This window comes from Paenibacillus sp. sg306046, from assembly GCF_059821225.1.
Window position 1 is genome coordinate 201,827 of sequence record NZ_JCAMRT010000005.1, and the last position, 24,993, is coordinate 226,819.

The 24,993-nt window shown below is 44.0% G+C and carries 22 protein-coding genes; 2 read left to right on the top strand and 20 right to left on the bottom strand.

Annotation, left to right across the window (positions count from 1 at the left end; all coding sequences use genetic code 11):
* Positions 1-89 precede the first annotated feature (89 nt).
* Both AC6ROY_RS07305 and cmpA read left to right on the top strand, forming a co-directional pair.
* On the top strand, positions 90-452 hold the full coding sequence (locus AC6ROY_RS07305; RefSeq protein ID WP_500099524.1) for a hydrolase/acyltransferase: 363 nt from the start codon (positions 90-92) through the stop codon (positions 450-452).
* Positions 453-529: 77 nt separating this feature from the next.
* A complete protein-coding gene (cmpA, locus tag AC6ROY_RS07310; protein ID WP_500099526.1) occupies positions 530-679 on the top strand; it encodes a cortex morphogenetic protein CmpA in 150 nt (49 codons plus the stop codon).
* A 139-nt stretch (positions 680-818) separates the two neighbouring features.
* Here cmpA and AC6ROY_RS07315 read toward each other — a convergent pair whose 3' ends face one another.
* The 20 genes from AC6ROY_RS07315 to AC6ROY_RS07410 all read right to left on the bottom strand — a co-directional run bounded on the left by AC6ROY_RS07315 (position 819) and on the right by AC6ROY_RS07410 (position 24,958).
* On the bottom strand, positions 819-3,065 hold the full coding sequence (locus tag AC6ROY_RS07315) for a Tex family protein (protein WP_500099527.1): 2,247 nt from the start codon (positions 3,063-3,065) through the stop codon (positions 819-821).
* 64 nt (positions 3,066-3,129) lie between these two features.
* A complete protein-coding gene (locus AC6ROY_RS07320; protein ID WP_500099528.1) occupies positions 3,130-3,480 on the bottom strand; it encodes a type II toxin-antitoxin system PemK/MazF family toxin in 351 nt (116 codons plus the stop codon).
* Between the two features lie 3 nt (positions 3,481-3,483).
* On the bottom strand, positions 3,484-3,765 hold the full coding sequence (locus AC6ROY_RS07325) for a CopG family ribbon-helix-helix protein (protein ID WP_500099529.1): 282 nt from the start codon (positions 3,763-3,765) through the stop codon (positions 3,484-3,486).
* 301 nt (positions 3,766-4,066) lie between these two features.
* Complete coding sequence (alr, locus tag AC6ROY_RS07330) at positions 4,067-5,263, bottom strand: alanine racemase (protein ID WP_500099598.1); 1,197 nt, start codon at positions 5,261-5,263, stop codon at positions 4,067-4,069.
* A gap of 315 nt (positions 5,264-5,578) precedes the next feature.
* Positions 5,579-6,856, bottom strand: a complete 1,278-nt coding sequence (locus AC6ROY_RS07335; RefSeq protein ID WP_500099530.1) for an outer membrane lipoprotein-sorting protein — start codon at positions 6,854-6,856, stop codon at positions 5,579-5,581.
* 126 nt (positions 6,857-6,982) lie between these two features.
* Positions 6,983-8,389, bottom strand: a complete 1,407-nt coding sequence (locus AC6ROY_RS07340; protein ID WP_500099531.1) for an undecaprenyl-phosphate glucose phosphotransferase — start codon at positions 8,387-8,389, stop codon at positions 6,983-6,985.
* A 7-nt stretch (positions 8,390-8,396) separates the two neighbouring features.
* On the bottom strand, positions 8,397-9,266 hold the full coding sequence (locus AC6ROY_RS07345) for a glycosyltransferase family 2 protein (RefSeq protein WP_500099532.1): 870 nt from the start codon (positions 9,264-9,266) through the stop codon (positions 8,397-8,399).
* A gap of 2 nt (positions 9,267-9,268) precedes the next feature.
* Complete coding sequence (locus AC6ROY_RS07350; RefSeq protein WP_500099533.1) at positions 9,269-10,219, bottom strand: glycosyltransferase family 2 protein; 951 nt, start codon at positions 10,217-10,219, stop codon at positions 9,269-9,271.
* A gap of 75 nt (positions 10,220-10,294) precedes the next feature.
* Positions 10,295-11,161: a dTDP-4-dehydrorhamnose reductase gene (gene rfbD, locus AC6ROY_RS07355; protein WP_500099534.1), complete on the bottom strand. Its 867-nt coding sequence runs from the start codon at positions 11,159-11,161 to the stop codon at positions 10,295-10,297.
* Positions 11,158-12,180: a dTDP-glucose 4,6-dehydratase gene (rfbB, locus tag AC6ROY_RS07360; protein ID WP_500099535.1), complete on the bottom strand. Its 1,023-nt coding sequence runs from the start codon at positions 12,178-12,180 to the stop codon at positions 11,158-11,160. The genes rfbD and rfbB overlap by 4 nt, the downstream gene beginning before the upstream one ends.
* Positions 12,181-12,193: 13 nt before the next feature.
* Entirely contained in the window at positions 12,194-12,742 is a 549-nt protein-coding gene (gene rfbC, locus AC6ROY_RS07365; RefSeq protein WP_500099536.1) for a dTDP-4-dehydrorhamnose 3,5-epimerase, read from the bottom strand.
* An 11-nt stretch (positions 12,743-12,753) separates the two neighbouring features.
* On the bottom strand, positions 12,754-13,497 hold the full coding sequence (locus AC6ROY_RS07370) for a sugar phosphate nucleotidyltransferase (RefSeq protein ID WP_500099537.1): 744 nt from the start codon (positions 13,495-13,497) through the stop codon (positions 12,754-12,756).
* Positions 13,498-13,549: 52 nt separating this feature from the next.
* Positions 13,550-14,473: an NAD-dependent epimerase/dehydratase family protein gene (locus tag AC6ROY_RS07375; RefSeq protein ID WP_500099539.1), complete on the bottom strand. Its 924-nt coding sequence runs from the start codon at positions 14,471-14,473 to the stop codon at positions 13,550-13,552.
* A gap of 11 nt (positions 14,474-14,484) precedes the next feature.
* Positions 14,485-15,456 (bottom strand): glycosyltransferase, encoded by a 972-nt coding sequence (locus tag AC6ROY_RS07380; RefSeq protein ID WP_500099541.1) that lies wholly within the window; start codon positions 15,454-15,456, stop codon positions 14,485-14,487.
* Positions 15,457-15,515: 59 nt separating this feature from the next.
* Entirely contained in the window at positions 15,516-16,784 is a 1,269-nt protein-coding gene (locus AC6ROY_RS07385) for an ABC transporter ATP-binding protein (protein ID WP_500099542.1), read from the bottom strand.
* A 53-nt stretch (positions 16,785-16,837) separates the two neighbouring features.
* Entirely contained in the window at positions 16,838-17,626 is a 789-nt protein-coding gene (locus AC6ROY_RS07390; protein WP_500099543.1) for an ABC transporter permease, read from the bottom strand.
* 29 nt (positions 17,627-17,655) lie between these two features.
* Positions 17,656-20,847, bottom strand: a complete 3,192-nt coding sequence (locus AC6ROY_RS07395; RefSeq protein WP_500099545.1) for a glycosyltransferase — start codon at positions 20,845-20,847, stop codon at positions 17,656-17,658.
* A 235-nt stretch (positions 20,848-21,082) separates the two neighbouring features.
* Entirely contained in the window at positions 21,083-22,468 is a 1,386-nt protein-coding gene (locus AC6ROY_RS07400) for a UDP-glucose dehydrogenase family protein (RefSeq protein WP_500099547.1), read from the bottom strand.
* Complete coding sequence (locus tag AC6ROY_RS07405; protein ID WP_500099548.1) at positions 22,469-23,437, bottom strand: GDP-mannose 4,6-dehydratase; 969 nt, start codon at positions 23,435-23,437, stop codon at positions 22,469-22,471.
* Between the two features lie 63 nt (positions 23,438-23,500).
* Entirely contained in the window at positions 23,501-24,958 is a 1,458-nt protein-coding gene (locus tag AC6ROY_RS07410) for a class I SAM-dependent methyltransferase (protein ID WP_500099549.1), read from the bottom strand.
* Positions 24,959-24,993: the final 35 nt, after the last annotated feature.

Below are 24,993 nucleotides of genomic sequence, written 5' to 3' on the forward strand. Positions count from 1 at the left end.
ACCGCAGGTTGGGCTACACTGTCAAGTAGGAATCTTACCCGCACGACACGTTTTTATTCGCTTCCGAACTGAAAGGAGAGACATTTTTCATGTCCCATACGAAATTCGCATTGCTGCAGCATCAGGACCAGCTGGAATTTGTCGAAATGCCTGCCACCCACATGTACCAGCTCGCCGCGCTGAACCAGCGCTTGCACAAGGAGCTGGACAAGCTAACGGTTCCGGGCGTACCGGCTTTGCCTTATTTTATCGCCGAATTCCAGGCGCTGGAGCTAGTGCATCCCGGCTACGAGCTGCAGCAAGGACTCGCGTATATCAACAAGCTGGAGCAAGCGTTTGCCGTGCTGCAGGCGCAGGAGAAGCAATATCCGCTGATTTCGCTGCTGACGGAAATTCGCGCCCTGCAAGCCCAACTGGAGCAATGGTACGAAGAGGAAGAAGAGCTCGCCTGATCACACGGACCTGCACCGCCTCCGCCCTTCGCCCATATGCTGTACAAATAGCAGCTAGAGGGAAAGGGCTGATCGACGTGCCACAATGGCTTTGCAACCAATTGATGCGTGCCTTCTACAACAAAAACCGGCGGCAAATCCGCCTGCTTAATGATTGCTGGTATTTCTACCGCACCCGCAAGTCCGATGAGGAGCCGGAGTCCGCGACGCCCCATTCTCAGCTTTGACGGGCGGGCAGTCCGAATGCCACCGGCAAGGCCAAATAGAGCGTAGTCCTTGCGACTAGGCTCTATTTGATTTTCAACTATACATCTGCTGCGCCAAGCCACTTCAGCCTTACCACCACTGCTCCTGCTTCTTCCAACCTTACGGCTGCTGCCCCGGCTTCTTCATCGTCAGTCCGACGCGGCCTTTTTTCGCATCTACATTCAGCACCCACACCGTCACCACGTCGCCGACCGACACCACATCCATCGGATGCTTGACGTAGGAATTGCTCAGCTGCGAAATATGAACAAGTCCGTCATTTTTAATCCCGATATCAACGAAGGCTCCAAAATCAATAACATTGCGTACCGTACCTTTCAGCTCCATGCCTGGCGTCAGATCCTCTAATTGCAGCACATCCGTACGGAACAACGGCGCCTCCAGCTCCTCCCGCGGGTCCCGGCCCGGCCGCAGCAGCGAAGCGAGAATGTCGCGCAGCGTCGGCACGCCCACATCCAGCTTCTCCGCCAGCCGTTCCGGCTCCAGCCGCTGCAGCGCCGCTTTCAGCTCCTCGCTGCCCAGCTTGGCCAGCTCCAGTTTCTGCTCGCGAAACAGCTTGTCCACCACCGCATACGATTCCGGATGAATCGGCGTATTGTCCAGCGGATTACTGCTGCCCGGAATACGCAGAAAGCCGACACATTGCTCGAACGCCTTGGCGCCGAGCCGCGGCACCTTCTGCAGCTGTGTCCGGCTGGCAAATTTGCCGTTTTCGTCGCGGAATTTGACGATATTTTTCGCTAGCGTCCCGTTGATCCCGGACACATAAGACAGCAGCGAAGCCGACGCTGTATTCACATCAACGCCGACATGGTTAACCGCCGACTCGACGACAAAGGTCAAGCTTTCCTCCAGCCGCTTCTGCGCGACGTCATGCTGGTATTGGCCGACGCCGATCGCCTTCGGTTCAATTTTCACCAGCTCGGCCAACGGGTCCTGCAGACGGCGGGCGATCGAAATCGCGCTGCGCTCGGATACATCCAGATCGGGAAACTCGGCCTGCGCCAGCTTCGACGCCGAATATACGCTCGCCCCCGCCTCGTTGACAATCAGGTATGCCAGCTTGCGCGCCTTCAGCTCGCCGATCAGCTCGGCCACAAATTGCTCCGTCTCCCGCGACGCCGTCCCGTTGCCGATGACGATCAGCTCCGCGCCGTAGGCGTCAATCAGCCGCTTGAACACCGCCTTCGCCTCCGCAACCTTGTTGTTCGGCGGCGTCGGATACGTCACGGCGATTTCGAGCATTTTACCGGTATCGTCGATGACGGCCAGCTTGCAGCCGGTCCGGTACGCGGGGTCAACACCGAGCACCACCTTGCCTTTTACCGGCGGCTGGAGCAGCAGATTGCGCAGATTTTCAGCAAAAACCTGAATGGCCTTCTCCTCCGCCTTCTCCGTCATCTCCCCCCGTACCTCGCGTTCGATGGAGGGCGCCAGCAGACGCTTGTACGCATCCTCAATGACAGCCGTCAGCGTATCGCGTGTTACCGACGGCCGCTTGATCAGCTGCTTGCCGATAAAGTCATGAATGCGCTCCACAGGCACGTCCAGCGACACCTTCAGCACATCCTCGCGTTCTCCGCGGTTAATCGCCAATATCCGATGAGGAGGCAGCTTGCGCACCGGCTCCTGGTAGCTGTAATACATTTCGTAGACGGACTCCTCGCCGGCCTTGCGCGCTTCGGTTCGCAGCACCGCCTGCTCGAAGGTATAACGCCGCGCCCAAGCGCGGATCTTGGCGTCGTCCGCTACCTGCTCGGCTACGATATCCATCGCTCCCTGCAGCGCTTCCTCTGCCGTCTGGACACCCTTCGCTTCGTCGATATACCGCGCGGCCTCGGTCAGCGGAGCGCCTTGCCCCGGCTGGGACAGCAGCCATTGCGCAAGCGGCTCAAGCCCTTTTTCCTTCGCCATACTGGCGCGGGTTTTACGCTTTTGCCGGTACGGACGGTACAGATCCTCGACCTCCTGCAGCTTGCCCGCCTGCTCAATCGACACGCGCAGCTCGCCCGTCAGCTTGCCTTGCTCATCGATCAGACGTATCACCTCAAGCTTGCGGTTCTCCAGGTTGCGCAGGTAAGTCAGCCGCTCCTCAATGTCGCGCAGCTGATTTTCGTCCAGCTCCCCCGTCATTTCCTTACGGTATCTGGCGATAAATGGAATCGTATTCCCTTCGTCCAGCAGCCCCACCGTCGTCGCTACCCGTCCGCCGCCAATTTGCAGCTCGGCCCCAATCTGCTTCACGATCCGCTGCTGGATCGCCGCCTTCATCTCATCGGTCAGCTCGATCGGCACTGCCCCTTCCGCTGCCGGTCCGCGGCCTTGCTCCACCTGTTCCTTCGCCATTCATCCGTCTCCTTCCGGGCACAAAAAAACGGGGGTATCGGACCCCCGCTCATTAGCCGCATCCTCAAAACTCGATCAGTCCAACGCTAATCTGCAAAGCATCATCAACCTTGCGCATCGTGTCGTCATCCAAATGCGTAATTTTATCCGTCAGACGCTGCTTGTCGATCGTCCGTATTTGCTCCAGCAAAATGACGGAATCCCGATCGAATCCATGCGCTTCCGCGTCAATCTCCACATGCGTCGGAAGCTTGGCCTTCTGAATCTGCGCCGTAATGGCCGCCACAATGACCGTAGGGCTAAAGCGGTTGCCAATATCATTCTGAATAATGAGCACCGGGCGAATTCCCCCCTGCTCCGAGCCGACAACCGGTGAGAGATCGGCAAAAAAAACATCTCCACGCTTGACAATCAAGGGCTACACCCCGCTTACGAGACGGTCAAGCGTAAGATCCGCTTCTTCTTCCGCCTGAAAGGCTTCCGAGGCCATATTAAGATTGATCTTTGCCATCTCCATGTACCCGCGCTGCATCGACTCTCGCAAATGCCGTTTCTTCCGCTCGCCAAGGTACAACTTCATCGCCTGACGGATAAACTCGCTGCGGTTCGAGTTCTCCTTCTCAACCAGATAGTCGACCTCTTCCAGCAAATAGTCGGGCAAGCTGATCATGATGCGCTTCGTGTTATGAGCATTGGCCACCTATTCATGCACCCCCAAGAGACATACAAAGAGCTTATTTCCAGTATAACAAGCTTCCAGTTAAAATATACAAGATCAATATATGCTTCCGGTATATCCATTATGCTATACCGTACGTGATCTTCCGCGTATGCTACTCTTACATATTCGCGGCAAATCAAGGAATTCCTCTCAAGCGCCGGGAAAAAAGCGGTGGAAATTCCTCCCAGACGCAGCTGCCCCGCTCGTATGCTCATGTTTTCAGCCTGCTCGGCAGCCCGAGTGGCCCGGCGGCTTCGCGTCGTAAGCATGATCTGCGGCTTTATTGCTCCGGCTCCCACAGGTGGCGCAGCAGCGGATTGACCGAGCGCATCACTTGGCCATGCTTGATATACACGCGGGGAACCCGATGTGAAATCATACATACAATTTCATAATTAACCGTGCCCAGCCAGCCTGCGTGCTCTTCGGCCGTAATCTGCTCGGCGCCTTGCCTGCCTAAAATGACAACTTCCTCTTCCATAGCTATATCGGCAAATCCGCTCACATTCAACATACATTGGTCCATGCAAATTCTTCCAACCACCGGCACCCGCTGTCCCCGCAGCAGCGCCTCTGCTTTCCCCGTCAGCATCCGCGAGAAGCCGTCCGCGTACCCGATTGGCAGCGTAGCGATCGTTTGCTCGCTGTCTGTCCGGTAAATCGCTCCGTAACTGATCCCTTCGCCCTGCGGCACCTGCTTGACCATCACGACACCTGTCTTGATGCTCAGCACCGGCTGCAGCTCAATCAGCGACTTGTTGACCTCCTCCGACGGATACAGGCCATACATCGCGATCCCGAGGCGCACCATATTAAAGGTCAGGTCCGGCAAATCAATCGCCGCGGCGCTATTGCCCGCATGGACGAGAGGGAATTCAATCCCCCGGTCGCGGAAATGCCGCACGACCTCGACAAAGCGGTCATATTGCCCGCGCGTATGGCTTTTATCCGCCTCGTCGGCACAAGCGTAATGGGTAAACAAACCTTCAACCTCGACGCCTGCGGTGTGCAGCGCGCGGTCGATGAAGCGCACCGCCTCCTGCGCCTCGCTGATCCCCAGCCGGTTCATGCCGGAGTCGATCTTAATATGAATCTGGAGCGGCCGCGTCTGCGCCTCCGGCGGAGCCTCGCGCTCCCAAGCCTCCAGCACCGCTTCCGTATAAACATTTAACGCAATATGATGCTGCCAGGCGGTTAACAGTCCTTCCGGCGGCGTATACCCGAGCACCAGAATCGGCGCCGTAATCCCTGCTCTGCGCAGCTCCAGCCCCTCATCCAAAAACGCTACCGCTATATATTCAACGCCGTCGTCCAGCGCCTCCCGGCAAACCTCCACTGCACCGTGTCCATAAGCATCGGCCTTGACCACAGCCATCATCCGTACCGTTTCGGGCAATGCCCTGCGGAACGACTCCAAATTATGGCGCAGCGCATCCAGTGAAATTTCGACGCGCGTCGACCGGTAAAACGAATCCACTTGCTCCACCTTCTTCTGCCTCATTAAAATTGCTTTGCTTAAAAAAACCAATATCCCCATGTTAATCCGCCCCTCTGGGGCTGTCAACCGACAGCTTCCTGACGGCCGGGTCATGGCATCAGGCACGTTTGCGCAGACCAGCACACGGAAACCGTCACGGCTCTCGGTCACATCCCCCGGCATGAAAGCAGCTCTGTTACAGAAAACCGCCACGGCCCTCTGCCACATCCCCGTGATGAAACCGACTTTTTCACAAAAAAGCTGGCCTCACAGCTCCTGAAAGAACTGCGAGGCCCGTTTGCCTGCTTTATGCGTTTATTTGCCCATTTCGCCTTGTACAGCCTGTGCGACCTTGATCATCTCCGTCTCCGGCAAGTCACCTGTCGATAAACGGAACTCCACGCCATCATAGGTCCAGGTCAACGTCTTCTTGGCGTCCCCCGTCACTACACCAAGCGTAAATCCAAGATCAAGAATATCGCCTGGCAGGATCGAAACGGTCTTTTCCTTAGGCCGCGATTCGACCAGCGAGTAGTTGTAGGCGCCTGAGTAGCGGAGCATCACCGCTTTATCCTGACCAAGCTGAATTTCCGTCATATCCTGCTTCTTAACGCCGCTAGGCATATAACTCGGCTCAATAATGCCGAAAGAGAGTCCGCTTGCCTTAGCCGCAGATCGGGAAGCGTCCGCAGCGGCCGGTGCCTTCCCTTCGACCTTGCCGCCTTGGCCTTGGCTTTGACCCGCCGCAGATTGCCCGCCGCCAACGGCTCCGGATGCTCCATTCGCCGCCTTGTCAGCAGCTGCCGTCGTTTGCTTGCCAGCTGCCGACTGGCTGCCCGTCGCCGACTGCCCGGTTGCGGTCGCGTCCTTGGCTCCGGCGGAGCCTTGTCCGGCCTTCGCTTTATCCGCTGCTCCGTGCTGATGCCCGACTGTCGGCAGCGTCTGCATGCTGGAGCCCGTCATATTTCGCTGCATATCAAATTGATCCTTGTCGAATTTCGTGCCGAACTCAAATTTGTCGAACTTTACAATGACCATCACATTATTGCTGGCGTCCGCGACCTCTACATGCTGCGGCGCATAGCTTTTCTTGTCTAGCCATACCTTCTGCCTGGCCAGCGAGCCGTTCTGGTAATTGGCGACCACGTCAAATACGTAAGAGTTTTCATCCTTCGTAAACTGCCGCTCGTTGTCCTGCAGGATGCTCTGCACCAAAGACTGGTACAAATACGCCTGTCCCTGATTTTCCGGCCAATCGCTCTGAAAGCGGAAGCTTTTGTTCAAGTGCGGCGTCAGTACAAACACCCCGTCGTCATTACGCAGTACGATTTGAGTAATGTCCTTTTTTGCATTGGTCAAGGAAATCCGATAATACGACTCCGCCATAAAACATACTTCAACCGCATACTCTTGAGGCTCAGTGCCGGTGTTCAGCGTCATCCGCCCCTCCGCGTGATAGCTGCTCAGCTTGTCGACTACGCTATCGAGCTCCTTCACGACTGAACCTGCATCCTTTTTACCCATCAAGCCGCATCCCGAAAGCACCAAGCTCAGACCCAATACCAGAGCCACCGCCCATTTGAACCGCCGCATAGCCTTCATCCCTCCACGCCATGATCAATTTGCCTTTGCTAACATGTCTATGTGGGGGGTTGTTCGATTATGCAGACAAGGTTGGGGCAGCAGCTAAAAACTCCTATAACGGTGAGGTTATAGGAGTTAGTACGCATTTTTATTAATGAAGCCGTTGATGATCGTTTTCCAAATAATGCGGATATCGAATAAGAACGTCCAATTTTCAATATAGAAAATGTCGTACTTGATCCGGTCCTCGATCGACGTATCGCCACGCAATCCATTCGACTGGGCCCAGCCGGTAATGCCTGGACGAATATGATGCTTCACCATGTACTTCGGAATTTCCTCCTTGAACTGATCGACGAAATACGGCCGTTCAGGCCGAGGCCCGACTACACTCATGTGCCCGAATAACACATTAAAAAACTGGGGCAGCTCATCCAGACTCGTCTTGCGCAGAAAAGAGCCAAACTTCGTCTTGCGCGGATCATTTTCCGTCGTCCATTTCGTATCCGAAGCACCGGCGCTCTGTACGCGCATAGAACGGAACTTATACATCATGAAATGCCGTCTGTTCAGCCCGACACGCTCCTGCTTGAAAATCACCGGCCCCGGCGACGTCAGCTTGATTCCGATCGCAATCAAAATCAGCACAGGCGATGTCAGAAAAATAGCGGCCAGCGAAAACGCTATATCGAACACCCGCTTGAAGAAACGGTTTCGCAGCTCATCCAGCGGAATATCCCGGACATTGATGAGCGGCATCCCGGCAAAGTTATCGAAATACGGCCGCGAAGGCAGAAAATCAAAGTAATCGGGAATAATCAGCGTCTTGACTCCCGCTTTCTCGCATGTGTTAATGATTCGCCCATACTTGCCATGCGCCGTCAGCGGCAGCGCGATGATGACCTCATCAACCAGCTCTTTCTCCAGCACCCGCTCAAGCTCATCCACACGTCCGATAATGCGGCTATAAGCCTCAAACCCCGGCTCATGCTTCTCCTGGTAGTCGTCCAGAAAGCCAACGACCTCATAACCAAGCTCCGGATGCTGCAGCAAATTGTGGTAAAAGTTTTTACCTAGCGTCCCCGCGCCGAGGATCAGAATAAACTGCTTGTTATAGCCCTTCTGCCGCAAACGCTTGAGTGAAAACTTCAACACATAACGGTAGAAGCTGACTAGCAGCATGCTGTTGACCACATACAGCAGCAAATACGAACGCGACACATTCAGCTCTTTGAAAATAAACAGCAAGCTAAGCAAAATTAACAAGCTGACCGTATAAATCTGAATAACCGTAAACAATTCATAGGAAAATCTTTTCTTCCGCTTCGGCGTGTAAAAGCTGGATAAATAACCGATCATAACAACGATCAACGCGTAGACGACACTCCATAATGCATAGGCCTCGATCGTCAACGATTCCTCATAAGGAATCCAGCCACTGCGGAATTTCAGCCACCAGGAGAACAAGAAAACCAGCTGTATACATGCAAAGTCAGTCACAGCATAAAGCTGGGATAAGAAGCCTTGGCTTCGACGTATCAAGTGGTCCTCACCTCACCGATCCAAATCTGTTTCGTACAATAGAAAGCAACAGCTTCACTGTAATTCCAGTATACACCAAACCGTTCACAATAGCCGGATATTTTTTCGCATAATGCTTCCGGTGAAACAGCACCATCGCCCGATGAAACTCATAGATGATCTTGAACGGCTTCCGGCGGCTGCTGGCTCCCTTGTAATGAATAATTTGCGTGTACGGATAATAATGAATCGCCCAGCCTGCTGCCTTAATTCTATAACACCAATCAATGTCCTCGCCATACATAAAAAAATCCTCATCCAGCAGCCCGACCTGCCTGATCGCCTCCTGACGCACCATCATAAACGCGCCGACCAGACAATCGACCGGATAATCCTGATCAGGGTCCAAGTAGCCGAGTTGGTATTGATTAAATCGCGGGTTGTCAGGAAACAGCCTGGACACGCCAAACGCATAATAAAAAGAAGCAGACGGCGTCGGAAAGCCGCGTCGGCATGCCTTGTCCAGCGACCCGTCAGGCAGGACAACCTTACAACCCGCCGCTCCAACCTTCGAGTGCTCATCCATAAACTGCACCATCGTCTGCAGCGTATCCGGCTGCACAATCGTGTCGGAGTTCAGCAGCAGCACATAACGGCCGCGTGCGACCCTCATTGCCTGGTTGTTGGCTTTGGAGAAGCCTTTGTTGTCGGGGTTGGCAATCAGTGTAATCTCCTGCCCAAATTCCCCCTGAATCCGCTCAACCGAATCATCGGACGAGGCATTGTCTACAACAATCAGCTCACAAGAGCCAGCCATCACCGATCGTTTGACACTCCGCAAGCAATTTAAGGTCAACTCAGGGGTGTTGAAATTAAGAATAATTACACTAAGTTCCATAATTAGTCCTTTGCTATTAACAGTTTCATCAAAAATCCAAGATTGCGCAACCAGCCATGCTTGAAAAACTTGTAGCGGAAAACTACTTGTATTGTACGATACCCGGTTGTTTTCTTCAAATTGATAAACTGCTCCAGCAGCTTACGATCAGCGGCAGACAACTGCTGCTCATAGCTTCTGAGAAATGCGGCGGCCTGATCGAACAGGAAGGATACCGATTTTTTCTTATACACGGCATAGGTTTGGCCTGAAATCGAATACTGGGTAGCCCCCAGCGTATTCGAGCCATGCTGCCTGTACAAAATCTGAGCCTCCGGCATAAAATAAATCCGGCCAAATGCCGACGCCACAAGCGCAATCCACCAGTCGTGCATAACAGATTCAGGGGCCACGGGACTGGACAGCTCCGCCAGTCTGCGATTCAGGATCATCGTACAGCCGGTTGCCATATTTTGCGCAAGCAGCCGGTGAAGCGAGGCTTGCGCGGGATTGAGGTTCTGATACTTCACAAAAGACTCCGACATCAACCCCAGTTCAGCATTAACTACCCTAAGATCGCTGTGCAGCAGCAACGGAGTTGACGCCCCGCACTCCTGCTCGCGCAGCCTCATCTGCTCCTTGCTTAGGCGGATTTTCTCAGGCAGCCATATATCGTCCTGATCGCAAAACATCAGATATTGGATGCCCTCCTGCTGCAGCGCCATCTCCATCAGACGAGCAAAGCTAAGCTTGGCGCCGAGGTTTTGCCTGTCTTCGATCCGCAAAACCTGACGGAAAACAGGCATCTGCTCTTGCAAGATGGCGAGCGTCCGATCCGTAGATCCGTCATCCCGAACGATGAGGATAAAATCTTGATCACTCTGTTGGAGGAGCGATTCCAGCAAAGCTTCCAGATATCGCTCCCCGTTGTACGTGGAGAGAAGCACGGCTGTCTCGAATGCGTCTCGGTTCATGAAATCCATTCCCTTTGAAGTTACTCTAATGAAAAAAGCAAGAGGCATAGCCCACTTGCTTCAAATTTCAATATGCTACTTAGATGAACGCAGTTCGTTCTCAGCCAAATATTTGCCAAGAAAAACACGCAAGCCGTCTCGCCACGGCCGCAAATCCTGAAACCCATTCGTGCGGATTGCCAGATGCTCCATCACGGAATACGGAGGACGCGGCGCGGGACGTGGAAACTCGTCAGTTGTGCAAGGATCAACTTGAATCGTTACTCCAGCTTCTTCGAAGATAGCTTTGGCAAACTCATACCAAGAGCAGCTCCCCGAATTGGAAGCATGATAGATGCCATACTTTTCGGTTTGGACCAGCTCAAGCAAAAACAAGCTCAAATCCTCGGTAAAGGTAGGTGACCCAAGCTGATCATGAACTACCTTTAATTGATCCCGATCCGCGGCCAGCTTCAGCATCGTCTTGACGAAGTTATTCCCGTGCAGCCCATAGACCCACGAGGTACGCACGATAAAAAATTGGCTGGATAAGCTCTGGACCAGCATCTCGCCCGCACGCTTGGACTTGCCGTATACGCCGGTCGGATTCGTGTTGTCGTACTCCCGGTAAGGCGACGTTCCCTTGCCATCAAACACATAATCCGTACTAATATAGCAAAACTTGCTGCCAGCAGCCTGAGCCGCCAGCAACAAATTGCGTGTACCGACCGCATTAACCGCATAGGCTGCGTCCTCGTCCTGCTCCGCCTGATCCACCGCCGTATAGGCCGCACAGTGGACGATCACATCCGGCTGGAATTTGCCCACCTGCTCCATGCATGGCTCAAGGTTCGTAATATCCAGCTGCTGACTTCCTACCCCTAGAACTTCATGAGCTTGGCTGAACAGCGAAACAACATCATGTCCCAGTTGCCCGGTAGCTCCCGTTACAAGCACCCTCACGATGACTCACCCAGACGGTCCGCATATTGCTTGGCAAAATACGCTTGATAATCCCCAGACTGAATTCGCTGCCACCAATCTTCGTTTTCCAAATACCATTGAATCGTTGCTTTAATGCCCGACTCAAAGTGATAGACTGGCTTCCAGCCCAGCTCTTGCGTAATTTTGGTTGCATCAATGCCGTACCGGCGATCATGACCCGGGCGATCCTTTACATACTGAATCAGGCTCTCCGGCTTGCCCAGCTCACAGAGAATCGTCTGCACAATATGAATATTGGTTCGTTCATTATTGCCGCCAATATTATAGACCTCACCGCTGACCCCGTTATGCATAACCAGATCAATCGCGCTGCAATGATCCTCTACATACAGCCAATCTCGTACATTTAATCCGTCACCATACACCGGCAAAGGTTTGTCAGCGAGCGCATTGGCAATAATCAGCGGAATGAGTTTTTCCGGGAATTGATAAGGACCATAGTTGTTTGAGCAGCGCGTGATGTTGACGTTCATGCCATATGTCTCGTGGTACGCTCTAACAATTAGATCCCCGCCGGCTTTACTGGCCGAATAAGGACTATTGGGAGCAAGCGGAGTCTCCTCCGTGAACAGCCCCGTGTCTCCCAAGGAGCCGTATACTTCGTCCGTTGAAACTTGAACGAATTTGCTCACGCCGTGGGCTTTCGCTGCATCGAGCAATATTTGCGTACCAAGTATATTTGTTTTCAAGAAAATCTGCGGGTCTGTGATGCTGCGGTCCACATGAGATTCCGCGGCAAAGTTTACCACGATATCAACACCTTGCTGGAACAAGGTTTCCACGGCTGCTGCGTCCGTAATATCAGCTTTGACAAACCGATAATTCGACTGCCCTTGCACACTCGCCAAATTTTCCAGGTTCCCGGCGTATGTTAGCGCATCTACATTAATAACTTCATAATGCGGGTACTTGTTTAAAACATACATGACGAAATTACTGCCTATAAATCCGGCTCCACCGGTAATCAATATTTTCATACTGAGGCCTCCGCTATTCAAATAGTTGCTCTGCGTCCTTCAGGTTAGGATGCGTCCCATCCTTCGCAGACAATATCGGCTGATTCGTCGGCCAATCAATACCGAGATCAGGATCATTCCAAGCAAGACCACGATCATGCTCAGGCGAATAAAACTCATCTACCTTGTATAATACTTCGGTATTAGGCACAATCGTACAAAATCCATGTGCAAACCCTTTAGGAACAAGCAATTGTCTTTTATTAGACGCACTGAGAATAACGCCAATCCACTGCCCGAAGGTCGGCGAACTGCGGCGAATATCCACGGCCACATCATATATCGCACCTGCCGTTACCCGAACCAGCTTCGTCTGGGCTTTGGGCGGCAACTGATAATGTAATCCGCGAATCACGCCAGCCTCTACAGATAACGAGTGATTGTCTTGAACAAAGCTCAGATGCAGCCCTGCATCCTTAAACTTGCTTTCATTGTAGCTCTCCGAAAAAAAACCACGGTGATCCCCAAATACGGGAGGTTCAATGATCACAACCCCATCCAGCTTCGTCGATATGATGTTCATCCCACACCTGCCTATAGTTTTAGCTTGCCAAACTCTTCACCGAACAAAATTTCTTTAGCCAATTCATTTGCTTTAGCAAGCGACTCATGCGTTCCAGCATCCGTCCACCAGCCCTCTAAAACATCATACGTGAGTTGGCCCTGTTTAATATATGCGTTATTGACATCGGTAATCTCCAGTTCACCGCGATGAGATGGCTTGAGTGTTTTCACAATATCAAAGACTTGATGATCAAACATATAGATTCCCGTAACCGCATAGCTGCTCTTAGGATTTTGTGGCTTTTCCTCAATAGACACAATATGCTGGCCTTCTAATTCAGGTACGCCATATCGTTTAGGATCATGGACTTCCTGAATTAAAATTTTGGCTCCAGCTTGTTGATCCTGAAAATTTTGAACAAAGGGAACCACACTTGCCGAGAACACATTATCTCCAAGAATAACGACCATTTGATCTTTATTCACGAACTGCTCAGCTAGACCTAACGCTTGCGCAATTCCACCTGCCTCGTCCTGAACTTTGTAAGTGAAGGTAACCCCCAGATCGGTACCACTGCCCAGCAGGTTAACTACGTCGCCCATATGGTCTTTGCCGGTCACAATGAGAATATCAACGATTCCAGCTTCTTTTAGTTTAGCCACAGAATGAAAAATCATCGGATATTTACCTACTGGTAGAAGATGCTTGTTGGTAACTTTGGTTAGAGGATACAGGCGGGACCCTGTTCCTCCGGCTAGGATGATTCCTTTCATGATGCTTCCCTCTTCTCAAGATATGATTGATTAAACTCTGTAAGCGTGGACTTTAGTGGCGCTCGATCATGTTTAGCATACGATCCATGCCTTCGGAAATACCAACTTTAGGGGAAAAACCCACTTCCCTCAATTTATTTATATCTAATATATTCGAGTGAATAACGGCTGTGTCGGGTTGTCTATTAATTATTTGCAATTTTCTTCCTAGTTTGTTTTCGACTAATGCAATTAAAGTTTCCAGCCTAGTTCCGATTCCGCTACCCACATTAAACACAGTTCCAGATGTATGGCATTTAGTTATAATCAAGCTCGTTGCCTCGACTAGGTCATCTATATAAATAAAATCACGTATTGTATCAAGACTCACCCACATTTCCATTACTTCTTGGGTTAATACTTTGTTTATAAGAATAGGAACAATACCTTGTTTTTTTAAAGGATCTTGATAACCACCATATGGATTTGAAACTCGCAATGTAATATAGAAGAAATCACTGCACTCCATCTTTTTTATCCAAAGTAAGTTTTCAAAAAAAACTTTTTGAAGACCATAGATATTAATAGGCTTTAAAGGATTATCTTCTTTTATGAGTGTAGATAAAGAATTACCATAGACGGTACCGGCAGATGACAAAAATACAAATTTGTGGATTTTCTTTTTTTCACAAACATTTATTAATTGCAAAAAGGATAAGTAATTTGTCTGAATGTCTTGCGCCAGATATTCTAAGGTATTTGTTGCATTTAGATGATTTACAGCGTGTACTACAATTGCTCCCTGAGAAATATGGTGTTCATACTGTTCGACCTTAAACAAATCTGACTCATAAAATAAAATTGATGGGTGCAATTTATCCCTATAGTAAGATGGTCTTCCCAAAACCACAACTTCATTACCTATCGATTGAAAATATTGAGCTAAATGATATCCTAAATAGCCACAACCAAGAATAATATATTTTGAGATACCCATTATTCCTCCGATTACTCCACAATGTATTTGAACAATGACTCCCTAAGTGTTGTGTCATTAAGAAGTTCTAATTCGGGCTCTACTTTACCCTGCTTGCGGGCCGCTGTAAAATACGAAAGCAATAACCAAACAAGCTTATCATTGCCTTGTAAATTTATAGACTCTGCTACTTCTTCAAAGCTATCGAAAGAGTTATTCTTAAAAATATCAATCCCTTCAAAACGTTTCAAATGAGCTGCATAGATCCAACAAATTTCAAAAAGCATGTGTTTACGATTAGTATGAATCGTGTTAGTTCCATGAATACGATATCTCATTAAACTTTCTTCTATAATTGAGCACTTTCCGTGTTCAGCAGCTCTAAGCGCAAAGTCCCAGTCGTGCGCAAATCGTAAATTACGCATGCCTCCAATCGCCTGATATAACTTTCTAGTAAAAAACATATTGCTCGTTGTTGATATGAAATTTGACATCAACAAGTTTGTATTGAAATCCTTTCTTTTAGCAAATGTCTTTTCTTTGTTAGCTACAGGCCAAGGCTCCATGTTTTCCCAACCCTTTTTCACACCTAAAACATGACTTTTATCGTCAATAATTTTAATATACGAACATACTAGTTGTGTTTCTTTATCAGACTGTAGATAATTAACACATTTCTCTAAACGATCTTTTTCAAATACATCATCTGAATTCAAAATAGTCAAAAAATGTCCTACTGCCAAGTCTAGGCCACGGTTAATGGTGTTATGTGCACCTTTATTCACTTGTGAAATCACAGTAAGACGAGAATCTTTAAATTCATTCGCAACTTCAAAAGATCTATCTCTAGAACCGTCATCAATTACAATTAACTCGAGGTTTTCATGGGTCTGGTTCAGCACGCTTTTCATTGCTTCACCGATATACTTTTCATGATTAAAGAGTGGAATCACTACACTTACTTTAATATTCTGATTCGCAGATGATTTTCGCTTAAACAGCACAAGATCATCCCTTCCTAATTAATGAGTATCGATCGATATTCTGATAAAAACATAGCGTTTTAGTAAACCTTTTCGAACCGAATTTCGCGTGGAACTAGAAACCCTCGTCCTTCTTGATAAGGCCTGTCATCTTTTACAACAATAATCAACACATCGTTGATCCATTGAATTTGCTCATGTGCATGATAAGTACCGTTTGCCAGTGCTATATCAAGTGAATATTTCCCACTTCTCAGAAATGGAAAGTTAATTATATATCTATACTGATATTCATGACCTTTGAGCATTGGCTCTAAAACTACTTTTTCAAAATGTGTATTAGTAACAATTACACTATTACCCAATGAATCCTTTAGAGAGAATCCTAATATAGGCATTTCTATATCTTTTTTCACTATTATTTTAAAATAAATACAAACTTCGTCTCCACCTGTTATAATACTACATTCTTTTTTTGTTTCATTATTAATCAGTCTAACTGCTTCAAAATAAGCATTTCCATTTCCAAAAGCCTGCGGTCGTGACGTAATTACATTTTCAGCGTTCTCATTACTACTCTCGTTACTGTATACAGCTACAGACTGCATTTCTTTAATATCATAACTCATAAAAGCTTGATACTCATCCAAGATTTTATCTGGACGTCCTTCTTTAAATATTCGTCCGCCATCCATCCATATAATGCGATCACAAAAGTTAGCCAAAGCTCCTGTATCATGACTTACAAAAAGTACAGTACCTGTTTTTTTAATTTCTCTAATTTTACGATAGCATTTTTGTTGAAAACGTGTGTCTCCAACACTAAGCGCTTCATCGACTATAAGAATTTCTGGATTAATATTAATTGCAATCGCAAAAGCTAATCTGACAAACATACCACTTGAGTATGTTTTAACTGGTTGATAAATAAAATCGCCAATATCAGCAAAATCTAGTATAGCTTCGATACTATTTTGTACGTATTCTTTTGAATATCCAAGCAGGGTTCCGTTTAAGTATATATTTTCCATACCAGAAAGATCACCATTAAATCCTGCGCCCAGTTCAAGCAATGCCGAAAGATTCCCCGATACTGAAACTGTACCTGATGAAGGAGTGGAAATTCCTGAAACAATCTTTAATAATGTGGATTTTCCAGATCCATTCTTCCCTATTATCCCCACAGTTTCTCCACGCTTTACATTAAACGAAACGTTATCTAAAGCGTAAAAATTTTTATGATATTTTTTTTGGGCAATACTAAATACTTCTTTCACCCTATCCATAGGACTTGAATACAGTTTATAGATTTTAGATAAGTTACTTACTCTAATTAAATAATCAGACACTGTCATTACCTCCGGTTAAACCGCATAAAGCTCCGCTACCTAAAAGTACTTCTCTAAAGCACATCCGCAAAATGTGGCTTCAATTTCCTATAGAAAAAAAATCCACACATCCCTGAAATAGCAGTAAAGAACCAAAAATAGAGAGTTTGAATCGGATGCTCGTAAAACCAAACTCCATTTATAAGCGATTCCCTGAAACCCTCTACAATGTAATAAATTGGATTTAGTTTGATCAACCAGTGATAATTTTCCGGGATAATTCTTTCTTCCCACATAATTGGTGTAAGCCATATCCCAAATTGAAGAAATATTCCCACTATTTGAGCCGTATCCTTAACAAAAACATTAAGTGTCGATAGGAAATAAGACATACAAGTAACAAGCACTATCAGACAAATATTGTAGTATAAAATACTAATTAAATGTATACCAGGAAACTTTCCGTATATTGTGAATAATAATATTAGTAAAAAGTTGAAAGCTACATTTAAAAAAAGTGAGGATACAACTTTTACAAGTGGAAGCAAAGCAATTTTAAATACCAATTTTTTGACCACAAATGAATAGCTAGTAAATGCCCCTGTTCCATTAATTATGGCATCGGCAAAGAAATTCCAAGGAATCATAGCTGCGCATAACCACAAAATAAATGGAACATCAGAAATAGGCTGTGCACGAAAACCAACCTGAAACACAAACCAGAAAATTAATATAGTCATTATGGGTTGTACGACAGCCCAAATGATCCCAAAATAAGATCCGGAGTACCGGCTCTTGAACTCATTAATTGACATATTAAGCAAAAGATATCTACTTGACCAAATTTGTTGAAGAACGTTCAAGTTGTGTCCCCTCTCGATACTCCTTTCTTTTATTCACTTCGATACTTCGCTATAGCTTTATGAAAAGACTCTTTCATTAGCTCAGCAGCTCTTTGCGAAGAAAAGAAATATATATTTTTCTCAACAGACATTAGAGAATTTTGTTTGTACGTATCTAAATTGCGGATAAAATTTTTAAAATCCCGTATGATTACTTCAATCTCGTGACCTTTTGAAATCATACCACTTTTATCATTATTTACGAATAGAGCTACATCACCTACATCTGTAGAAAAGATCGGAGTGCCCACACACATTGCTTCAATGGTCACAATAGGCAAACCTTCATAGATAGACGTTATTATTAATCCATCCATGGCTTTGGTTACAGTTGACACATTTTCTATATACTTTATTCGATGAATGCGATCCCCAAGGTTATTATTTGCGATTAACTCATCGATTTGGACAGCTAGTTCTCCATCACCTATCATAACAAAATTTATATTTGGATAGTTAGCTACCACATATTTAGCAAGGTCGAATACTTTGTGAGGCTGTTTTTGCTCGGTAAACCTTCCTATAAAAGCAAAGTATAATTTATCTGGATTAAAATTCAAACTTTCAAGCACTTCAATTCTCGAATAATTTCGGGCAGTTAATTTCTGAATTGCCTCGGTATTTGTCGCCGAGTAGACCAAATCAATATTATTACTCTTAATCCCAAAAGAATTAATAAATTTATCTTGTATTTTTTGATTAATCGCAATAAATCTATCATAAGCATGCACTGCAGGCCTATTGTAATATTCAATCCATCCATATTGAAAATCATAAACATCCTGCACCACTATAGGTATATTATTGAAGGTTTGTCTCAAGTTTGAGGAATTCTCCATTGTCCAAGGCGAGCTGTTGCAAATCCAGACTAAGTCTGGATCATAAGCATGCTTCAGTGAAGAAAGCAAGTTTATATATTGATCTGATGACGAAATTTCGGCAAAATCATAATAAGCCAAACTTAAATTAGTGACTTGGTAAAATAAGCTGCCTTGTTCAGGACGATGAGACTCAAAAGTAATTATGACAAAATCATATTCGTTATATAATCTCATCATAATTTCAATTGTATTACGCTCTACTCCACCAACAGCCATAAATATTGGTAAAACAAAAATAATTGGCTTCCTTTTAACTAAAGGTTTAACCTCCATTTGGCTATATGCATAGATGCTTTTTGTTTCTTGAATGAACAGTATGTTATTATTTATAGATCTCATTTCATGAAATTTATCATGCAAATTTATCCTATCTTTCAATTGCCTACTGCCTGGAATTCTAATAAACTTACCAGTACAAGCTATTGGATCTTCGCTTTTATTCCAATACGGGAAAAGCCAACTTGCAGTAATAGTTGATTCGTAGAAAGAATGTCCATACAAAAATGGAAAATAGTCCATATTGTCTGACACAATCACAAAATCATAATTATAATTCAAAAGACATAATATTGCATTTAAAAAAGGAGCTTTCTCCATGGCTTGCTCTATATTCGAAACTTCATAAACATACTCAAAATAATCTTTCGTATTGCATTCCTTTAAACTAATGTGAACATTGGGCAAAAAAGAGCATATCGTTTGATATTCCTTAAGTAACGATGTGGCGTTTTGGTCCTTAGGTGCTTTAATGGACACCCAAATTTTTCTTTGTGTCTGAGGTTCAATAGTAGTTACAATTTGAGGTTTATCTTTTTTTTTTAATTTCCCAAATATTCGTTTAGATTTCTTTAACACCTTTACCGCAGATTTCAAAGTAAACTTTGTATAACCGATAAACTTTTTCATCAGTAAATAGTCGATTCGATACTTTACTTCGATGAATTTTGTTCTTTCAGGCAATAGCTCACTAATTAAAATAGGGTCCGACTCTTCAGAAAAATCATAGTAGCCATCGGTATAAGTTTTGGCATTGCTATAGATAAAATTTATGTTTTCAATTGAGCCGTCATTTAAGTAAGCATTCGCCTGAAGCAACTTAACTTTACAGAAGCTATTTAATGGATCTAAACGAATACGACCAACAACTTTATTGCCCATGTCAATTTTAATATTCTGTACCTGCTCACCTGCCGTAGCATAAATAACAGAATTTTCTTCATTAAAATTATTGTCTTTATCAAAAAAAACTTGGGCTTTACCATAAAATAAATAACGGAAAACAAATCGCTTGGCTTTTTTATTATTTCTTTTCTTTACTTGATCATATCCAGTAGCCAAACCTAAGTACATATAATAACTAAACACAATCGAATATATCCGAGAACAGATCACTTTAAACGTATAAACATCTGATTTGCTAATAGCTTTCTCCAAAATCTTTGATATTTTCTTAATGAAATAAATCATGATCCGACCAGAATCGGCCACAACATCTATAACTTTATTTGAATTTTCGTAATTAACATACTTATCATAAAAATTGTCTATATCAAATTTTATTTCCTCTTGCTTAAGTTCTGGATGAAGGCGTTTAAATGTATTCATTTCCTCCCCAGCAGTAAGTTGCCGTTTACAATACTTATCAACACTTGAATAAACATGATCATGATACCCTAGTATATTAGGATTATAGATGATTTTAACACCTTTTTTAGACAATCGGTATCCTAATTCAATATCCTCAAAGTTAGCTTTTTTAAAATCTGGATGGAATAGATACTCGAATTGAGCAAGTTGTTTTCGAGAAACACTAATATTGGAAGTGTAAAAGTGTCTAAAATCAACTATCTCAAAAGGTTTCATTCCTACAAACCCAAACTGTTCACACCCTATATCCGTAATATGAATCATGAGATGGCTCATCTCTATTCCTTCTCGCCAATCTATTCTCCCTAACGTAGCAAACATTTCCCCATTTTTTAAATAAGAATCGTAATGCTCGTTTATAAAGTTTGGGCTTGGGAAAATATCATCACCTGTAAATATTATGATTTCCCCTGTAGCATGCTGGTATGCATGATTTCTTGCTCTCGCTGCCCCACCATGCATATTTTTTAGCACCTTAATAGGGAGGTCTTTGCATCCTTCTAAAATAGCAACAGAGTCATCTCCTGAAGCATCATCCGAAAAAATGAGTTCGTACTTATATTTTGTGACCCTATCTACTTTTCTCCAATGATCTAAAAGATCTTTTAACAGAGGCGCTCTATTAAAAACAGCCATTATGACACTGACTTGCATCTGAACACTCCCACTATTAGTATTTATTCGCTATTACAGCATCTGTATAAGCCGAATAATCTCTGACCCATTGTAAAACTACTTAACCGAAGTAAACAAGAACATGACGAATCAAAAATGAGTTCAATCATGTTCAAGTTTAGAACCCATATGGTAATTTTTTCTTTTTTTCTGGCGGTTGTACCTTTTTTGATCTATTCAAGATGTTTTTATGAGGAGGTTTAAAGTACTTTTTTCATATATACCTTGTTCCAATGCCGCCTAGTCCAAACCCTTCATACTCAAAGCCTATTCTTATTAACTCTTCTCTCGACAGAAAATTTCTAGTATCGAGCAAATAGGGGGTACCCATTAGAGTGTAGATTTTATGCCAATCCAGTTTCAAGTACTCTTCCCAATGGGTCAACAAAACAACAGCTTCTGCATCGACACAAATTTCTTCAGCGCTATCAAAGTATTCAATATTAAGATGCTGATTTAATTTTTTAAACATATCGGCGCCTTGAGGATCATGAACCTTGACATTAGCTCCTAAACTAAGCAGTTTTTTAATTATACTAGAAGCCTGAGTCTTTCTGGCATCATCAGTACCCGGTTTAAAAGTCAGGCCTAAAATTCCAATAGTTTTTCCATTTAATGATTTTAAACGGCGTTGTAATTTTTCTATTGTATATAAATGCATTCTTTCATTTGATTCTATTGCTGCCTTAACAATAGTCAGTTCGCTTTCATAATTTTCAGAAGTGCTTAGAAGCTCCGCAGTATCTTTAGGGAAGCAACTTCCACTCCAACCACTAGATACTTGCAAAAACTTTTCGCCAATTCTGGTATCTAGCCCCATTCCTTTAGCTACATCAGTTACATTTGCCCCCAATTTATCACAAAGCTTAGCTACTTCATTAATATAACTAATTTTAACAGCCAAGAAAGCATTGGAAGCATACTTGATTAACTCCGCGCTCTTGACATCCGTTTCAAAAAAAAGTGTTTTTCGATAGCTATTATCAAATTTCATTATTTTATTAATAGTTTCATAACCATCTTGTTTTAAAACTCCAGCGTATAGTTGTTTCATTACATCACTGGCTTTACTAGATGCAGAACCGACAACGATACGATCAGGAAAAAAAACATCTTCTAGTGCATAACCTTCTCTTAAAAATTCCGGATTACTGACTACGGAAAAATTCACTCCATTTTTTAAACCGGACTTTTTTTCAACTATTGAAGTAACTAAATCTGTCGTTCCTACAGGTACAGTAGATTTATTAATGATTACAGTAAAATTACTAGCATTTAAGTATTCCGCTATTGATGCTGAAGCCATCTTTAGAAACTTTAAATCCGCCGTGCCATCCACATTTGAAGGGGTACCTACACAAATAAAAACTACATCACAATTCAGTATTGTTTGAAATGAAGTGCTTGCAAATAATGTCTTGCCGTAGTGAGCTTCAATTAGTTCATTTAAACCCGGCTCATAGATCGGACTTTTCCTTTGCTGAATCAGATTTATTTTTTCTTCATCAATATCAATAATAGTCGTATTGTAGCCCATCGCCGCGAAAGCAGTTCCCGTCACACATCCAACATATCCAGCACCAACACAAGCGATATTCATTTACCTTTGATCTCCCCTATTTAGTTTCTCTTTATAAACATCTATTGTCCGACTTAGCCCCTCTTTCAAATCTATTTTCGGCTCCCATCCTAAAATACTCTTTGCCTTATCTATCACAGGTCTACGTACTTTAGGATCATCTTGAGGCAGAGGATGAAATGTAATACGACTATTACTTTGCGTCAATTGCTTAACAAGATTTGCGACATCTAATATTGTATATTCCTTTGGATTACCAATGTTAATTATTTGGCCAGTAGCTGCCTCTTTTTCCATAACCAATTGTAATGCCTGAATGCTATCATCCACATAACAAAAAGATCTCGTTTGAGTTCCGTCCCCATACACGGTTATATCATTTCCAAGTAAAGCTTGGTTTACAAAATTAGAAATAACTCTTCCGTCATCATTTCGTAGACCTGCTGAATAAGTATTAAACAACCTAACAACCTTAACATCTACATTTTTTTTCATGTAGAATTCATAACAAATAACTTCGCCTAATCTTTTAGCTTCATCATAGCAAGCTCTGGGTCCCCATGTATTCACATTACCTTTATAGTCTTCTGATTGAGGATGGACTTCAGGATCTCCGTATGCCTCACTAGTGCTTGAAAAAATTAATTTTGCTTTATTTCGTTCAGCAATTTGTAACATATTGTAAGTCCCAAGTGTATTTACCGAAATCGTTTCAAAAGGTGATTCTTGATAGAATTTAGGGGAGGCTGGTGAAGCAAGGTGATATATTTCATTTATATTGCTTAAATCAATCTCACGAAGTTTATGTTTATCAGTAACATCTACATTTATAAACTGGAAATGTTCATTTTCGAGTAACTCGCTTAAATTTTCAAGCTTTCCAGAGCATAAATTATCTAGACCAAGAACCTGATTATCTTTTTTAATGAGTTCCTTAGCTAAATACGAACCGAGAAAACCAGCTACCCCTGTAATTAATACATTTTTCACAAAAAATCCTCCCAATGTGTGCAACTCGTAATTTGCATTCTTAATATATTGATTTATATTTACTTAAGTTTTAGAGAATATACGGCTAATTTTCGAAAAAATCCGTGCAAGTCTCCCAGGCTTAAGCAGCAAATTTTTCAAAAATTGTAACAGTTGAATTTGATCAGCCAATCGAACCTCAACATCTTGCAGAATTTTATTTTTTTCTACGATATTCAGATATGTCTCTTCAGAGCGTTGTACTTGTTTTTCAAGCAACCCACTTTGATTCTGTAAAACTTTTTCTTGATTATTCAAGCTCCCTTGAATAATAGTCAAATCAGCGTTTTGCGTAGAAATCGTTGATTTTATTTCGTCCGTAAACCGAGAGAATTCTTTGATTAAGTATGAATAATTAGTCTCATTGCTCATTCTAGTATAATAAGAATTTACTAGTTCTCCGATTTCACTATGACTTAAAACTTTAAAATATCCCTCTAGTGTTAGATATGTTGCTCCACTGAAATCCCCTTGTATTTCAAACTGAGGATCAATATTAAGAAAAACAAATCCCGTTCTATAATACTCCAAAGCGTTGAGAGGCATTACTGAACTTACACTTCCATCACTCAGAACGGATTCTACATTACAAATACAAAAATAGTTCTCTATAGGATCAAATCGAAATTGAGTAGCTGATGAAAAATTGGATATATCAAAAGTAACTGAAAACTTATTGTCGCTTTGAGTAATCATCGTTGTCTTCTCTTTATGACTTTCTGAATACTCTTTTTGTATCCCTGCACCATATAAAGTTGATACACACAAACCTAGCTGCGTATCATATTTATAAATAGAGTTCAAATTATATAAATTTATTGACTCAGCGTTATTACTACATACTGCAATCATAAATTTTTCAGAATCGTCAATACCATCGTTCTGAATAATTTGAGCTTTTGTAACCTCCGAAGAGTTTTCTAGGATAGAAGAAATCTCGTATAGTGACTGATTAAAGATTTTTACAGCGACAAATTCTTGCTTTAAAAATTGAGTAAATTCATCCCGATAAAATTCCTTAATATGGAATGGGTTGTTATAACCACTTTTGTCTGTATATACTGATTTGTTGGGAGTTGATATAAATAAGACACCATCTGGTTTTAGTACTCTTTTGGCTTCTCGTAAAAACGCAATTTGCGTAGTTTCATCCAAGTGCTCAATAACCTCTAAATTTATAATACAATCGAATTCTGCCGTTCTAAAAGGAAGCTCATCTAATGAAGCCTTAACAAAATTCAAATTTTTTTGGGCGCTGTAAGTTTGCTTGCACAATTCGATTGATTCATCAGAAATATCGACGCCTGTTACTTGTAGGGCATTTTGAGAAAGAATAAAGGAACCGTATCCTGTGCCACAACCTGCATCAAGGACATTCAGATGTTTAATATGATCTGCGATAATATTATAGCGATGAACGTGTTCAGCTTCTATTTCAGGTCCATCACAGTTAAGAATGAATCTTTCACCAGTGTAGTCCATTGTCCATCTCCTACCCCAGACTATAATTATTTTAT

Coding starts and splice junctions, on each gene's coding strand:
- AC6ROY_RS07315 (WP_500099527.1), bottom strand. CDS start 3,065: ATGGCGAAGGAACAGGTGGAGCAAGGCCGCGGACCGGCAGCGGAAGGG.
- rfbB (WP_500099535.1), bottom strand. CDS start 12,180: ATGAAAATATTGATTACCGGTGGAGCCGGATTTATAGGCAGTAATTTC.
- AC6ROY_RS07305 (WP_500099524.1), top strand. CDS start 90: ATGTCCCATACGAAATTCGCATTGCTGCAGCATCAGGACCAGCTGGAA.
- AC6ROY_RS07395 (WP_500099545.1), bottom strand. CDS start 20,847: ATGCAAGTCAGTGTCATAATGGCTGTTTTTAATAGAGCGCCTCTGTTA.
- rfbC (WP_500099536.1), bottom strand. CDS start 12,742: ATGAACATCATATCGACGAAGCTGGATGGGGTTGTGATCATTGAACCT.
- AC6ROY_RS07400 (WP_500099547.1), bottom strand. CDS start 22,468: ATGAATATCGCTTGTGTTGGTGCTGGATATGTTGGATGTGTGACGGGA.
- AC6ROY_RS07345 (WP_500099532.1), bottom strand. CDS start 9,266: ATGGAACTTAGTGTAATTATTCTTAATTTCAACACCCCTGAGTTGACC.
- AC6ROY_RS07375 (WP_500099539.1), bottom strand. CDS start 14,473: ATGGGTATCTCAAAATATATTATTCTTGGTTGTGGCTATTTAGGATAT.
- AC6ROY_RS07335 (WP_500099530.1), bottom strand. CDS start 6,856: ATGCGGCGGTTCAAATGGGCGGTGGCTCTGGTATTGGGTCTGAGCTTG.
- AC6ROY_RS07370 (WP_500099537.1), bottom strand. CDS start 13,497: ATGAAAGGAATCATCCTAGCCGGAGGAACAGGGTCCCGCCTGTATCCT.
- AC6ROY_RS07410 (WP_500099549.1), bottom strand. CDS start 24,958: ATGGACTACACTGGTGAAAGATTCATTCTTAACTGTGATGGACCTGAA.
- AC6ROY_RS07350 (WP_500099533.1), bottom strand. CDS start 10,219: ATGAACCGAGACGCATTCGAGACAGCCGTGCTTCTCTCCACGTACAAC.